This is a genomic window from Mycobacterium sp. UM_Kg27 (genome assembly GCF_000972905.1).
Classification (GTDB): Bacteria; Actinomycetota; Actinomycetes; order Mycobacteriales; family Mycobacteriaceae; genus Mycobacterium.
The window spans coordinates 1-13,422 of the sequence record NZ_JRMM01000122.1 but is presented as its reverse complement, the minus strand read 5'-3'; the positions used below and the strand labels follow the sequence as shown (position 1 = coordinate 13,422).

Annotated in this window: 12 protein-coding genes, 1 rRNA gene and 1 pseudogene; 1 reads left to right on the top strand and 13 read right to left on the bottom strand. The window is 70.4% G+C overall.

Annotated features, from left to right (window positions below):
• On the bottom strand, positions 1 to 524 hold a 524-nt coding region (locus LI94_RS16870), incomplete at its 3' end, for an AAA family ATPase (protein ID WP_046301901.1).
• A gap of 112 nt (positions 525 to 636) precedes the next feature.
• Here LI94_RS16870 and LI94_RS16865 point away from each other — a divergent pair.
• On the top strand, positions 637 to 1,392 hold the full coding sequence (locus LI94_RS16865; protein ID WP_046301900.1) for an O-methyltransferase: 756 nt from the start codon (positions 637 to 639) through the stop codon (positions 1,390 to 1,392).
• Between the two features lie 79 nt (positions 1,393 to 1,471).
• Here LI94_RS16865 and xerD read toward each other — a convergent pair whose 3' ends face one another.
• The 12 genes and pseudogenes from xerD to rrf form a co-directional block, all read right to left on the bottom strand.
• Positions 1,472 to 2,428 carry a site-specific tyrosine recombinase XerD gene (xerD, locus tag LI94_RS16860; protein WP_046301899.1) on the bottom strand — a complete coding sequence of 319 codons (957 nt, stop codon included), beginning with the start codon at positions 2,426 to 2,428 and terminating at the stop codon, positions 1,472 to 1,474.
• Positions 2,425 to 3,048: an NUDIX hydrolase gene (locus tag LI94_RS16855; protein WP_024442034.1), complete on the bottom strand. Its 624-nt coding sequence runs from the start codon at positions 3,046 to 3,048 to the stop codon at positions 2,425 to 2,427. The genes xerD and LI94_RS16855 overlap by 4 nt, the downstream gene beginning before the upstream one ends.
• Positions 3,041 to 4,849 carry a CTP synthase gene (locus LI94_RS16850; RefSeq protein ID WP_024442033.1) on the bottom strand — a complete coding sequence of 603 codons (1,809 nt, stop codon included), beginning with the start codon at positions 4,847 to 4,849 and terminating at the stop codon, positions 3,041 to 3,043. The genes LI94_RS16855 and LI94_RS16850 overlap by 8 nt, the downstream gene beginning before the upstream one ends.
• A gap of 142 nt (positions 4,850 to 4,991) precedes the next feature.
• On the bottom strand, positions 4,992 to 5,933 hold the full coding sequence (locus LI94_RS16845) for a copper transporter (protein ID WP_024442032.1): 942 nt from the start codon (positions 5,931 to 5,933) through the stop codon (positions 4,992 to 4,994).
• Between the two features lie 37 nt (positions 5,934 to 5,970).
• A complete protein-coding gene (gene steA / locus LI94_RS16840; protein WP_024442031.1) occupies positions 5,971 to 7,152 on the bottom strand; it encodes a putative cytokinetic ring protein SteA in 1,182 nt (393 codons plus the stop codon).
• A 110-nt stretch (positions 7,153 to 7,262) separates the two neighbouring features.
• Positions 7,263 to 9,071 (bottom strand): DNA repair protein RecN, encoded by a 1,809-nt coding sequence (gene recN, locus LI94_RS16835; protein ID WP_046301898.1) that lies wholly within the window; start codon positions 9,069 to 9,071, stop codon positions 7,263 to 7,265.
• Positions 9,072 to 9,084: 13 nt separating this feature from the next.
• Positions 9,085 to 10,020 (bottom strand): NAD kinase, encoded by a 936-nt coding sequence (locus LI94_RS16830; protein WP_046301897.1) that lies wholly within the window; start codon positions 10,018 to 10,020, stop codon positions 9,085 to 9,087.
• Complete coding sequence (locus LI94_RS16825) at positions 10,017 to 10,823, bottom strand: TlyA family RNA methyltransferase (protein WP_024442028.1); 807 nt, start codon at positions 10,821 to 10,823, stop codon at positions 10,017 to 10,019. Before LI94_RS16825 ends, LI94_RS16830 begins: the two co-directional genes overlap by 4 nt.
• 7 nt (positions 10,824 to 10,830) lie before the next feature.
• Entirely contained in the window at positions 10,831 to 11,007 is a 177-nt protein-coding gene (locus LI94_RS23890) for a hypothetical protein (protein WP_164517943.1), read from the bottom strand.
• A gap of 28 nt (positions 11,008 to 11,035) precedes the next feature.
• Positions 11,036 to 12,019 carry an HAD-IIA family hydrolase gene (locus tag LI94_RS24615; protein ID WP_343252073.1) on the bottom strand — a complete coding sequence of 328 codons (984 nt, stop codon included), beginning with the start codon at positions 12,017 to 12,019 and terminating at the stop codon, positions 11,036 to 11,038.
• A gap of 36 nt (positions 12,020 to 12,055) precedes the next feature.
• Positions 12,056 to 12,715: pseudogene (locus LI94_RS24610) on the bottom strand (tetratricopeptide repeat protein); the annotation flags it as partial.
• Positions 12,716 to 13,337: 622 nt separating this feature from the next.
• A 5S ribosomal RNA gene (rrf, locus tag LI94_RS21935) occupies positions 13,338 to 13,422 on the bottom strand; the annotation flags it as partial.

Sequence of the window (13,422 nt, the reverse complement as noted above, 5' to 3'; positions counted from 1 at the left end):
ATGTGTATAAGAGACAGGGCCAGACCGTTGACGGTGAGCAGCCCCAGGGACGGCTGGCAGTCGATCAACAGGTAGTCGTAGCGGTCCAGCACCGGCGTCAGCGCCCGCGCCAGGGAATGCTCGCGCCCCACCTCGTTGACCAGCTGGATCTCGGCCGCGGACAGGTCGATGTTGGAGGGCACCAGGTCCAGGTTCTCCACCGAGGTCTGCACCAGCACGTCGTCGATACCGACCCGCGGTTCGACCAGCAGGTTGTGCACGGTGTGCGCCAGGTCGTAGTGCGGCACCCCCAGGCCCGCCGACAGCGCACCCTGCGGGTCCAGGTCGACCAGCAACACCCGGCGGCCGTATTCGGCCAGCGCGGCACCGAGGTTGATGGTGGAAGTCGTCTTGCCGACGCCGCCCTTCTGGTTGCACATCGCGATGACCTTGGCCGGCCCGTGCGTCGAACGGGGCTGCGGCTCGGGGATATTCCGCGGCGGACGCCCGGTCAAGCCGACGTCGGGAGTGTCGTCGTCGCTCATGGCCGAACCGGCGCTGTGGTGGCGGACATCCGCAGAAGTCTAATAGGTGTCCGGCGTCTGTATTAGCCACATGACCAGTGAATGCGGTGCCGACGGTCATAGGATCGCATCCATGAGCCTCAAACGACGTCTGCCCTTCCTGCGGTGGTCGTTCCTGCGGATGGCCACCGGCGCGCGCAACATCGTCACCACGGGTCAGATCGGCGACGGCCGCGAGGCGGCAGCGGTCGACTTCGTGCTGGCCAAGGCCCGGGCCGGCGACATCGACGACGTGCTCGCCCGCATCGACGAGTTCGCCTACGAGAAGTCTTTGCTGATCAATATCGGCGACGAGAAGGGCCTGCTGCTGGACGCCGCGGTACAGCGGGTCAATCCGGCGCTGGCATTGGAGCTGGGCACCTACTGCGGCTACAGCGCGCTGCGGATCGCGCGCGCGGCACCGTCGGCGCGGATCTACTCGATCGAGCTGGCCGAGGCCAACGCCGCCAACGCCCGGCGGATCTGGGCGCACGCCGGGGTGGCCGACCGGGTGACGTGCGTGGTGGGCACCATCGGCGACGGCGGTCGCACCCTGGACGCCTTGACCGCCAAGCACGGTTTTGCCGCCGGCGGGCTGGACTTCTTGTTCATCGACCACGACAAGGACGCCTACCTGCCCGACTTGCAGGCCATCCTCGACCGGGGCTGGCTGCATCCTGGGGCGGTGGTGGTGGCCGACAACGTCAAGCTGCCCGGCGCACCGCGCTACCGCGAGTACATGCAGGCCCAGCAGGGCTCGCGGTGGGACACCGTCGAACACAAAACGCACGTGGAGTACCAGAGCCTGCTGCACGACCTGGTGCTCGAGTCGACCTACCTGGGCGGCTAGTACCTGGCGCGAGCGTGCGCAGAAGGACAGTTTTTACGGCGTGTCGGCGGGCAGACACGCACGCTCGAGCGGTAAAGAATCAGCGCGCGCGGGGGTGGGCGCCAGCCCAGACCTCACGCAGGGCGTTGACGGTGACCAGGGTGTAGATCTGGGTGGTGGTCACCGAGGCGTGGCCGAGCAGCTCTTGCACCACCCGCACGTCGGCACCGCCGTCGAGCAGATGGGTGGCGAAGGAGTGCCGCAGCGTGTGTGGTGACACCTTCGCGGTGATTCCGGCCCGTTCGGCGGCGTCCTGCAGCACCTGCCAGGCGCTCTGCCGCGACAGCCGCCCACCCCGGGCGTTGAGGAACACCGCGGCGGTGCCGCGGCCGCGGACGGCCAGATCCGGGCGGCCCCGCACCAGGTAGGCGTCCAGCGCCGCGACCGCCGGCCGCCCGACCGGCACCAATCGCTGCTTGCCGCCCTTGCCGTGCAACAGCACCGACCGGTCGGCCACATCAATGTCGTCGATGTCCATGCCCACGGCCTCGGAGATGCGAGATCCGGTGGAGTACAACATCTCCAGCAGGGCGCGGTTGCGCAGTGTCAACGGCCCGTCAGACTCGCTGTCGCCGCCGGCGCCGGCCAACAGCGCCGCCACCTCGTCGACGGTCAGGCTCTTGGGCAGCCGGCGCCCCGGGGTCGGCGGCCTGACCGAGCGCGCCACATCGGTCGCCACCAGTCCCTCCGCCGCGGCAAACCGGTGCAGCCCGCGCACCGCGATCAGTGCGCGCCCCGCCGAGACCGCCGACAGCGCGGGCACGCCGTTGTCGGGGTCGCCGCGACGCAGCGTCACCAGAAACTCGGTGACGTCACCTTCGGCGACGCCGGCCAGATCCTCGATCCCGCGGGCCAGCAGGTGCTCGCGGTAGCGGCGCAGGTCGCGCCGATAGGAACTCAAGGTGTTGGCCGCGACCCCGCGTTCGATGGTCAGGTGATCCAGATACCCCTGCAACTGCCCGCCCAGCGGGCCCACCGGCTGGGTCACGGTGGTCATGGCCGGTTCTGCCTGGCGGCGAACGCTTTCGGTCGGTCGACCCACTCGGCGTCGGTGTCACGCAGCTCGGCGAAGCCCTGACGGTGCGCCTGTGCGGCCAGGATCCCTGCCACGGCAATGGCATTGACGATCTCGCCGGAAAACACCATCCGTGCCGCCTCGGCGAGCGAATACCACTCGCACTTCAGATCGGCCTCTTCGTCGTGGGCCTCCGGGCGGCCCACCTCGGTCAGACCGGTGGCCAGGTACACCCGCACCGACTCGTCGGAGAAGCCCGGCGTGGAGTCCAGGTCCACCAGCACCTGCCAGGTGGTCGCGGTCAGACCGGCCTCCTCGACCAGTTCGCGTCCGGCCGTGACATGCGGCGGCTCGCCACCGACGTCGAGCAGGCCGGCGGGCAGCTCCCACAGCCGCCGGCCCAGCGCGTGGCGGTACTGGTAGATCAGCGGGATCTGGCCCTCGGTGTTGACGGCGACCACCGCCACCGCCCCGAAGTGCTCCACCACGTCCCGGGTGGCCGTCGCGCCACCCGGCATCAAGACCTCGTCCCGGCGCAGCGCAAAGATCTTGCCGCTGTGCAGCAGCTGCGACGACGTGGTCTCGAAGACGTGGTCAGCCACGGGTGACGTGTTCCGGCAGCGCTTCTTGCACCGGGTCGGTCAACGGCTGGGCGCTGCCGCCGTGCCCCTGCGCTCCGTTCTGGGCGTCATCGTGATCGGCGGCGTGCGGCTCGTGGGCGTGCTCGGGGATCTCCACCGGCAGCCGCTCGGCGGCCTTGTAGTCCATCGCCGCGCCGACGAACGCGGCGAACAGCGGATGCGCCCGGGTGGGCCTGCTCTTGAGCTCCGGGTGCGCCTGGGTGCCCACCAGGAACGGGTGCACCTCGCGCGGGTACTCGACGAACTCCACCAGCTTGCCGTCCGGGGAGGTGCCGGAGAACCGCAGCCCGCTCTGGGCGATCCGGTCGCGGTAGGCGTTGTTGACCTCGAAACGGTGCCGGTGGCGCTCGGAGACCTCGGTGGCCTGATACGCCTCGGCGACAATCGAATCCGCTTCCAGCACGGCCGGATAGGCGCCCAGCCGCATGGTGCCGCCGAGGTCGGCCGTTCCGGCGACCGCCTCCTGCTGGTCGGCCATGGTCGCAATGACGGGGTCGGGGGTGTCCGGGTCGAACTCCGCCGAGCTGGCCTGAGTGACCCCGGCGGTGCGGGCCGCGTCGATCACGATGCATTGCAGGCCCAGGCACAGTCCCAGCACCGGCAGTGCGTGGGTGCGGGCGTAGGCGATGGCGCCGATCTTGCCCTCGATGCCGCGGATGCCGAACCCGCCGGGGATCAGCACCCCGTGCATCTCGCCCAGCGCGGCGGCGGCGCCGGCCGGGGTTTCGCACGCGTCGGAGGCCACCCAGTGGATCTCGACCTTCGCGAAATGGGTGAAGCCGCCGGCCCGCAGCGCCTCGGTCACCGACAGATACGCATCTGAGAGGTCGATGTACTTGCCCACCAAAGCGATTCGCACCGTCTCGTGGGGTTCGTGGACACGGCGCAGCAGCTCGTCCCACTCGGTCCAGTCGACGTCTTTGAACGGCAGGTTGAGCCGGCGCACCACGTAGGCGTCCAGCTCCTCCCGGTGCAGCACCTTGGGGATGTCGTAGATCGAGGGTGCGTCCGGGGTGGAGATCACCCCGTCGATGTCGACGTCGCACATCAGCGCGATCTTGTTCTTCAGCGCCTCTGGAACGTCGCGGTCACAACGCAGGATCAGCGCGTCGGGGGTGATGCCGATACTGCGCAGCGCGGCCACCGAGTGCTGGGTGGGCTTGGTCTTGAGCTCACCGGACGGGGCCAGGTAGGGCACCAGCGACACGTGCAGGAAGAAGACGTTGTCGCGGCCCACGTCGTGACGGATCTGACGGGCGGCTTCCAGGAAGGGCTGCGACTCGATGTCGCCGACGGTGCCGCCGATCTCGGTGATCACCACATCGGGGCGCATGCCGTCGGCGTCCGGCTCCGACATGGCCAGGATGCGCCGCTTGATCTCGTCGGTGATGTGCGGGATCACCTGCACCGTGTCGCCGAGGTATTCGCCGCGGCGTTCCTTGGCGATGACCGTCGAATACACCTGGCCGGTGGTCACATTCGCCGAACCGGACAGGTCGCGGTCCAGGAATCGCTCGTAGTGACCGACGTCGAGGTCGGTCTCGGCGCCATCCTCGGTGACGAACACCTCACCATGCTGGAAGGGGTTCATGGTCCCAGGATCGACGTTGAGATAGGGGTCCAGCTTCTGCATGGTGACCTGCAGTCCCCGGGCGATCAGCAACTGGCCCAAGCTACTTGCGGTCAAACCCTTACCCAGCGAGGACGCAACTCCGCCCGTGACGAAGAGATGCTTCGGCTCGGTTTGCGGATGCTTTCGCAGTGGTGGCAACACCAACCTCCGTGACGACGGCGCAGGAACTTGAGGGCCTGCCGACCCACGGAATCTCACCCTAACATCGACCCGGCGTCTCGGCTCCAGACACGCCCACCCGCGCCCGGACACGGCCGGTGACGGGTCCCGGCTATTGCGCCAGCGTCACCGATCCGGCGCCGTGGCCGATGCCGTACTGGCCCGGCTGGCCGCCGCCGATCAGGCTGCTCACCGCCATCACGGTGGTGATCCGGCCCGACTCGATGTCCACGTCGTCGACGGTGCTGATGGTGCCGGCCACCGCGGGGTCGGTGCGGGCCATCGCCACCGCCGCGGTGCCCGACGCCGACCCGTCCCGGCCGGCCAGGACCGTCGCCGAGCCGTGCGGTGCCAGTGCCGCGGCGAACCGGGCCACGCTCAGCCCGCTGGTTCCGGCGTCTTCGGGCAGCCCCCCGCCGGCCACCACGATGGCGGCGTTGGCGGCCGGAAAGCGCTCTTGTTGGTAGGTGATGAAGCCGGTGTCGCGCAGCGCGGCCAGCACGGTGGCCCGGGCGGCGTCGTCGGTGGGGGTAATCGTCGGGTTGCGATTGATCAGCAGCGCGATCCCCAGCAGGTCACCGGCCTGGGCGTCCTGGTCGACCAGGCTGGTGCTCAGTTGGGCACCGGCCGGCACGATCCCGGACTCCAGCACGGCACGCAGCTTCTCCTCGGCGTTGCCGTCGACGAACTGCGCCGTCAGCGTCACCGTTCCGGTGACGGTTCCGCCGGCCTGCCCGATGATCCGCGAGACCGCCTCGACGTCGCCGTCGGCGGCGTCCGGGGTCCGGAAGATCACCGTGGACTTGCCGGTCAGCGTGTCGCGCACTATCCGGGGCGCCATCTGGGCGTCGAAATCGTTTGCGTTGCGCAGTCGTTCGCTCAGCGCGGTGTGCTGGTCATGCAGCGCGTCGATCTGCTCACGCAGATCCTGTTTGTCGGACTGCATGCCGGCCAGCAGCGGACCCGACAGCAGTCCAGAACCCAGTACGACACCGAAGACCAGTGCCAGCAGCACTGCCGTCAGCGACATCGCGTGATAGCGAGGGGTGATCATGGCGGTGCTGACCCCGATCCTTGTGCGTCGATCCCTATTAGGTCACCCAGTGCCGCAGCCACTGCGACAGGTGCTGCCAGTAGGTGCCGAGCCACTCGAGCACCACGGCGTCGGTCCGCGAGACCCACAATGCGACGACGATCGCCACCAGCATGGTCAGCACGAGCAGCGCGATCGCCCCGGCCGAGATCCTGCTGCGGTAGAGCGTGGCGACGGCGCGGGCGTCCACCAGCTTCTCGCCGACCTTGAGCCGGGTCATGAACATCGACGGGTTGCTCAGCTGACGGGTCCGGTCGAAGAACGTCTCGATGTTGGCGGTGTGCCCGGCCGTCACCAGCAGCGCCGCACCGTGGTGGTCGGCCAGCAGCAGTGCCAGGTCCATCGCGGATCCGGCGGCCGGGAAGGTCATGGCCCCGACACCCAGGTCCTGGATGCGCTCCAGACCGGGGGCGTGGCCGTCGGCGTCGGCTGGCAGCACGACCTGCGAGCCGCAGCGCAGCACCTCGGCGCTCATCTGGTCGGGGTCGCCGACGATCAGCTGCGGGCGGTAGCCGGCCTTGCGCAGCACGTCGGCTCCGACGCCGACGCCGATCAGCACCGGCTGGTACTCCTTGATGAAGGGTTTGAGGCATTTGAGGTCTTCGGCGGCACTGGCTTCGCCGCCGACCAGCACCACGTGGCGGCGCCGCAGGTCGACATCGATCTCGGGAATCCCGATCCCGTCGATCAGCAGCGGGCTCTCGCTGCGAATGAACTCGATGGTATTGCCGGCGAAGGACTCCAGGTGGGCCACCAGCCCGCTCTTGGCCTCGATCATCATGTCGGCGATCTCGACGTCGCTGCGTTCGACGCCGCGGGCCAGCCGACGGTCGCCGGAGTAGACGGCGCCGTTGTGGAGCCGGATCTTGGCGCCGTCGCGGATCTTCTTGAACACCGTGGGGCCGGCTTCGTCGATCAGCGTAACGCCGTTGGCGACCAGCACCTCCGGCCCCAGGTTGGGGTAGCGCCCGGAGATCGATGCCGAGGCGTTGACGACGCCGGCGATCTGGGCTTCCACCAATGCGTCGGCGGTGATCCGGTCCAGGTCGAGAATGTCGAGGACCACGATGTCGCCGGGGCCCACCCTGCGCAGCAGTCGGTCGATGTCGTGGTCAACCCGAGCCGTACCGACAAGGCCAGGCCGGGCGGTGTTACGAGACAGCAGCGCAGACATCTTCATGGCCGCGATTCTGGCCGGGACGTCGCGAGAATCGCGGGAGGCGCGCCGTAACACCAGCCCCAGAAGTTTCATCGCGTCACATCAGTCACACGGCGGTGACCCCGTGCGGCTCAGCTGTCGGAGCCGGCGCCCCGATCCTCCTGCGCGGCATCCAGCAGCTCGCGCGCGTGCGCCCGGGCGGTGTCGGTCTCCCCCAGCCCGGCCAGCATCCGGGCCAGCTCGCCGACCCGGTCCTCGCCGTCCAGCCGCCGCACCCCGCTGGCGCCCTGGCGCCCGGTGGGCTCGACCATCAGGTGCACGTCGGCGTAGGCCGCCACCTGCGGCAGGTGTGTCACCACGATGACCTGATGGGTGCGCGCCAACCGGGCCAGCCGCCGCCCGATCTGCACCGCGGCGCGGCCGCCCACGCCTGCGTCGACCTCGTCGAACACCATCGTGGTGCCGGCCGAGTTCCGCGCCGCCGCGGACAAAGATGACGTGGCCAGCACCACCTCCAGCGCCAGCATCACCCGCGACAGCTCCCCGCCGGAGGCGCTCTTGGCCAGCGGCAGCACCGTCATGCCGCGGTGCGGGGCCAGTCCGAACTCGACATCGTCGATACCGTCGGCGCCGGCGTGCACGGTCTGCCCCGACGGCAACCGCAACGCGGCCGGATCCTCGGCGGCGGCCGGGCTGGTGCTGACCTCGATGCTGAACTCGGCGTCGGCCATGGCCAACCCGGACAGCTCGGCGCTGACCGCCTTGGCCAGCCCCCCGGCCGCCTTGGTGCGCGCCGCACTGAGGTCGGTGGCGGCCTTGGCCACCTGCTCGCCCAGCGCGTCGACACGGCGGGCCAGCTCGGCGAGTGCTTCCTCGGAGACGTCGAGCTGGGTCAGCCGTTCCCGGGACTGCGCGGCCCAGGCCAGCACCCCGTCGATGTCGGCGGCGTATTTGCGGGTCAGGCTGCGCAGCTCGGCCTGGCGGGCCAGCTTGGCGTCGAGGGCGTCGGCGCCGGTGGGCAGATCATCGAGATAACTGCCGAGTTCGCGGGCCACATCGCCCACCACGGTGAGCGCCTCGCCGAGCTGATCGCCCAGCGCCTGCAGCACGGTGTCGTCGGTGCCGCTCAACGCCGCCTTCGCCTGCCCCAGCCGATCGGTTGCCGAGTTCGGCCCGTCGGCCATACCGAGTGCCTCGGTCGCATCCTCGAAGCCGGCCAGAGCCCCCCGCGCACCCTCGGCCGCGGCGCGCAGCGCGTCAAGTTCGGAGAGCCGCCGGATGTCGGCGGTCAGCGCGTCGTCTTCACCGGCCCGGGGGTCGACGGCGTCGATCTCGCGTAGCGCGAACGTGAGCCGGTCGGCTTCCTGAGCCAGTTCCCGAGCACGGTCGCGGCGTTCGACCAGCTCGCGTCGGGCCGACTGCCAGGCCTCGCGCGCGGCGCGGTAACGCTCCAGCCGGGCGCCCACCGCAGCGTAGCGATCCAGCGCCGCACGCTGTTCGTCCGGGCGCATCAACCGCAGCTGATCGTTCTGGCCGTGCAACGTCAACAGGCTGCCGGTGAAACCGGTCAGCGATTTCGCCGGCACCCCGCGACCACCCAGGTAGGCCCGCGAGGGGCCGTCGCGGCTGACCGAGCGGGCCGCGATCACCGTGCCGTCCTCGTCGCGCTCGGCCCCGGCCGCCTCGAGCAGTTCGTCGATCTGCCCGGCCGCGGCCCGCGCCAGATCCGCGGTGCAGAACCTGCCCTCCACCACGGCACGGGCGGCGCCGGAACGCACCCGGTTGGCGTCGGCGCGTGCACCGCCGAGCAGATGCAACCCGGTGACCACCATCGTCTTGCCGGTGCCGGTCTCGCCGGTCAGGACGGTCAGTCCGCGGTCGAATTCAGCGGTGGCCGCGCTGATGGCGCCCAGGGACTCGATACGGATCTCAGTCAGCACCTCAGGCGCACCCCTACTGTCCGCGCCAGCCGGTGACCGGCAGCCGGAATTTGCGCACCAGGCGGTCGGTGAACGGCGAGCGGCCCAGCCGGGCCCACTTCACCGGGCTGACGCCGCGCTGCACCTCGAGGCGACCGCCGGCGGGCACCAGCATCTTGCGCCGACCGTCGCAGAACACCAGCGCAGGGTGGCCGTCGCTGGACTCCACCTCGATCGCGATCGTGGAGGCGGGGCTGGTGACCATGGGCCGGGCGAACAGCGCGTGCGCGTTGTTGGGCACCACCAGGATCGCGTCCAGATCGGGCCACAGCACCGGCCCGCCGGCGGAGAACGCGTAGGCGGTGGATCCGGTCGGGGTCGACACCAGCACCCCGTCACAGCCGAACGTCGACACCGGCCGGCCGTCCACCTCGACGACCACGCCCAGCACGCCCAACCGCGGGCCCTTCTCCATGCTGGCCTCGTTGAGCGCCCACCCGCTGTCGGTGATCTCGCCGTCGACGCGCACCACGACGTCCAGCGTCATCCGGTCTTCCACCCGGTAGTCGCGGGCGATGATCTTGTCCAGGACCTGGTCGATGGTGTCGGCTTCCGCTTCGGCCAGAAACCCGATCCGGCCCAGATTGACGCCCAGCACCGGGATGTCGGCGCTGCGGGCCAGTTCCGCGGCGCGCAGGAAGGTTCCATCACCGCCGAGCACCAGGACCAGTTCGCAGCCCTCGGCCGCCCCGTTGTCGGGGTCCACCAGGTCGATCGCGACCCCGACTTCACGGGCGTCGTCAGAACCGGCGTGCAGCGCGCCCTTGTCGACGGCTTCGGCGGTCAGCACGCGCAGCGCGATGCCGTGTTCGGCGAGCACCTTCTCGACGCGGCGGGCGGTGTCGGTGGCCTCTTCCCGACCGCTGTGCACCACCAGCAGCACGGTGCGTTGATGATCTCCACTGGTCATTGCGGACCCCTCGCGACGGCATCCTGCACGGCGGCGCGCAACGCGTCACCGGTCAGCGGCGCGGCGGCGGCGCGCAGATGCAGAAAGTATTCGACGTTGCCGGACGGTCCCGGCAGTGGACTGGCGGTGACGGCGACGGTGCCCCACCCCAGTTCTTCGGCGCGGTGCGCCACCGACACGACCGCATCGGCCCGTAGGGCCGGGTCCGACACCACACCGCCGGCACCGACCAGTTGTCGTCCGACCTCGAACTGCGGTTTCACCATTGGCACGATATCGGCGTGCGGTGACGCGCAGCCAGCCAGCGCGGGCAACACCGTCGCCAGCGAGATGAACGACAGGTCCGCCACGATCAGCTCCGCGGGCCCGCCGATGATGTCGACCGTCAGCCCACGGACATTGGTGCGTTCGATGACCACCACCCGCGGGTCGGTGCGCAGTGACCACGCCAACTGCCCGTAGCCGACGTCGACGGCGGCCACCCGGGCCGCGCCCCGGTCCAGCAGCACTTCGGTGAATCCGCCGGTCGAGGCGCCGGCGTCCAGGCACTGCCGGCCGGTCACGGTGATACCGAAGGTGTCCAGGGCACCGATCAGCTTGTGCGCCCCGCGCGACACCCAGCTGCGTTCGCCGTCGTCCACCACCGCCAGCGCCGCGGTCACCGCCACGGCGGTGGCGGCCTTCACCGCCGGGATGCCGTCGATGGTGACCTTGCCGGCATCGATCAATTCGGCGGCCTGCTGACGAGACCGGGCCAATCCGCGCCGGACCAGTTCGGCGTCGACGCGAGCACGCCGCGACATGCCTGACTCAGCCCTTCTCCACCGACTCCAGCGCCCGCACCAATACCTGGTGGGCCTCTTCGAGCCGCTGCGCCAGCGCGTTCAGATCGCTGTGGGCCGGCAGATCGGCCAGCTCGGCTTCGCCGGGCAACTCGGCCAGCACCGCCGCGACGCGTGCTCGGACGTCCTCAATCTCACTGTTCATGGGTGTCACTCAGGCTAGCCGACACCGCTTACGGCCACGTGCCGAGCAGGGACCACTGCTGCAGTGCCGCGTCCGCGGTGTCGTCGGCGGCCGCAACGGTGAACGAGCGGCCCACGAGCTCGGCCTCCCACACCGCTGAGGCCAGCGCGCGGACGACCGACAACCCGTCACCGTCTTCCTCGGGTTGTCCCGCGGCGACGGTGACGGTGCTGCCCTCCACCGTGACGTCCCACTCCGGCTGTGACCCGATCGCCAGCTTGCCGGCGCCGATGTGCAGCGCCCGCAGGTCATGGCCGAGGTAGGTCGGACGGTGCTCGGCGACCGCACCGACGGCGTCGCGGGCGGAGTTCACTCCGGTGAGCACCATCAGGCTGGGCAGCGCGGCGGCGTTGGCCGCGGCGATGTCGGTATCGAGCCGGTCGCCGACCACCAGCGGGGCGTAGAACTCGCCGCGGGTCAGCGCAGCGGTCAGCAGCGCCGGGCCCGGCTTGCCGGCCACCTGCGGTTCGGCGTCGGTGGCAGCCTGCAGGGCGGCCACCATCGAACCGTTGCCGGGCAGCAGGCCCCGCTCCGACGGCAGCGTCTTGTCGACATTGGTGGTCATCCACAGTGCCCCGGCACGGATCGCCAGCGCCGCCTCGGCCAGGTCGGCCCAGCCCAGCTCGGTGGACAGGCCCTGGATCACGGCGGCCGGTTCGTCCTCAGCCAGCCGCACCGCTTCCAGTCCGACGGCGCCGATCTCGGCCGCCAGCGACTCGGCACCCAGCACCAGGACCCGTGCCCCGGCGGGCAGTTGGCCGGCCAGCAGGTCGGCCGCGATCTGCCCGCTGGTGGCGACGTCCTCGGCGGTGGCGGTGAAGCCCAGCTGGTTCAGATGTGCTGCGACCTGCTCCGCGCCGCGGGACGAATTGTTGGTGATGAACAGCTTTCGGCTCTGCAGTTCGGCCAGGGTTTCGACAGCGCCGGCGGTGGGTTCGCCACCGCGGAACACCGTGCCGTCCAGATCCAGCAGCAGGCAGTCGTATTCCTCGGCCAGCGCCGCTCCGCCGCCGAGCTCGGCGATGCGGTCCTCGACGTCGGTGACGCCCTCGGTGTCGGCGGCCGCGGCCCGCAGGAACCACTCCAGCGCCTCGCCTTCGCGACCGAGTGCCACCAGGGTCTCGCCGTGCGCGTAGTGCAGCCGGGCCACCGTCGAGCCGGTCCGGTCGGGGTCGGTCGGCGCCGAGGACAGCACCGTCAGCGCCTGCTCCAGCTGCCCCAGGTCGGCGCGAGCACCGGCGGCGACGATCCGCATCTCATCGGCCTCGTCGCCCTCGAGCTGCTCGGCATCCGGGCCGGTCGCCAACTCGATCGCCCGCTGAGGACGGCCCAGGCCGCGTTCGCAGTCGGCGATCAGCGGCAGCAGCGCGGACTTGCTGCCCATCCGTCGTGCTGCCCGCAACTCGCCCAGCGCCTGCGACCAGTCACCACACTGATAGGCGGCGATCCCGACGGCTTCGCGGACCGCGGTGATCCGCGTGGAGCGGGACCGGGCCGCCTTGGCGTGCAGCAGTGCGGTTTCCGGATCGTCGTCGAGCAGCATGCCGGCGGCCACCAGGTGGCAGGCCACGGCGTCGGCGGTGGCCCGGTTGAGCGTGCTCAGCTCCCGGCGAACTTCCGGGGCCAGCTGCTTGGGCTCGACTCCGTCGGGCAGCGGCGGGTCGTCGTAGCGCTGGGTCGTTTCCTCGCCGGAAGCCCGCGGAGGTCGCGACGTGCTGTCGAAGTCCCGGCGCGGCCGAGACGAACGGTCGAAGTCGCGGGGCGGCCGGGAGCCACCGTCACGATCCCGGGGCGGTCGCGGACTGCTGTCGCGGTCGCGCGGCGGTCGCGGGCTCCCGTCCCGGTCCCGGGGCGGTCGCGGACTGCCGTCCCGGTCCCATGCGGGACGCGGGTTGCCGTCGCGGTCGCGTGGCGGCTGGGAACGACGATCCCGGTCCGGTCCCGCGCCACGGGGGGTCCGACGCTGATCGCCGGATCCCCGGAACGAGCCACCACCGGACTGCCCGGGCCGACCACCGGATTGCCCGGGGCGGCCCCCGGATTGCCCGGGCCGGCCTCGTCGCCCGGCGTCGCCGGCGCCCCTGCCGCCGCCCCGCGGCCCGTCGCCGCCTTTGCCGTGTTCGGCCACCTCGCGCCCTCCGGTTGTAACAGTGCTACCGAAAAGGATACGGCGGGGATCGCCGACCTCTTGACACGGTCGCATATGCGCTATCTGTGCGCGTAAAACAATGGGATATGCATGAAATGCCTGTGCCCCCCAATTTCTTGGGGGGCACAGGGCTTAATGTTGTGTTCGGCGGTGTCCTACTTTTCCACCCGTGTGGGCAGTATCATCGGCGCTGACAGGCTTAGCTTCCGGGTTCGGGATGGGACCGG

What these genes read in the sequence shown, in the direction of transcription:
- steA (WP_024442031.1), bottom strand. Translation starts at nt 7,152, where the DNA reads ATGAAGATGTCTGCGCTGCTGTCTCGTAACACCGCCCGGCCTGGCCTT.
- xerD (WP_046301899.1), bottom strand. Translation starts at nt 2,428, where the DNA reads ATGACCACCGTGACCCAGCCGGTGGGCCCGCTGGGCGGGCAGTTGCAG.
- LI94_RS16830 (WP_046301897.1), bottom strand. Translation starts at nt 10,020, where the DNA reads ATGACCAGTGGAGATCATCAACGCACCGTGCTGCTGGTGGTGCACAGC.
- LI94_RS23890 (WP_164517943.1), bottom strand. Translation starts at nt 11,007, where the DNA reads ATGAACAGTGAGATTGAGGACGTCCGAGCACGCGTCGCGGCGGTGCTG.
- LI94_RS16825 (WP_024442028.1), bottom strand. Translation starts at nt 10,823, where the DNA reads ATGTCGCGGCGTGCTCGCGTCGACGCCGAACTGGTCCGGCGCGGATTG.
- LI94_RS16845 (WP_024442032.1), bottom strand. Translation starts at nt 5,933, where the DNA reads ATGATCACCCCTCGCTATCACGCGATGTCGCTGACGGCAGTGCTGCTG.
- LI94_RS16865 (WP_046301900.1), top strand. Translation starts at nt 637, where the DNA reads ATGAGCCTCAAACGACGTCTGCCCTTCCTGCGGTGGTCGTTCCTGCGG.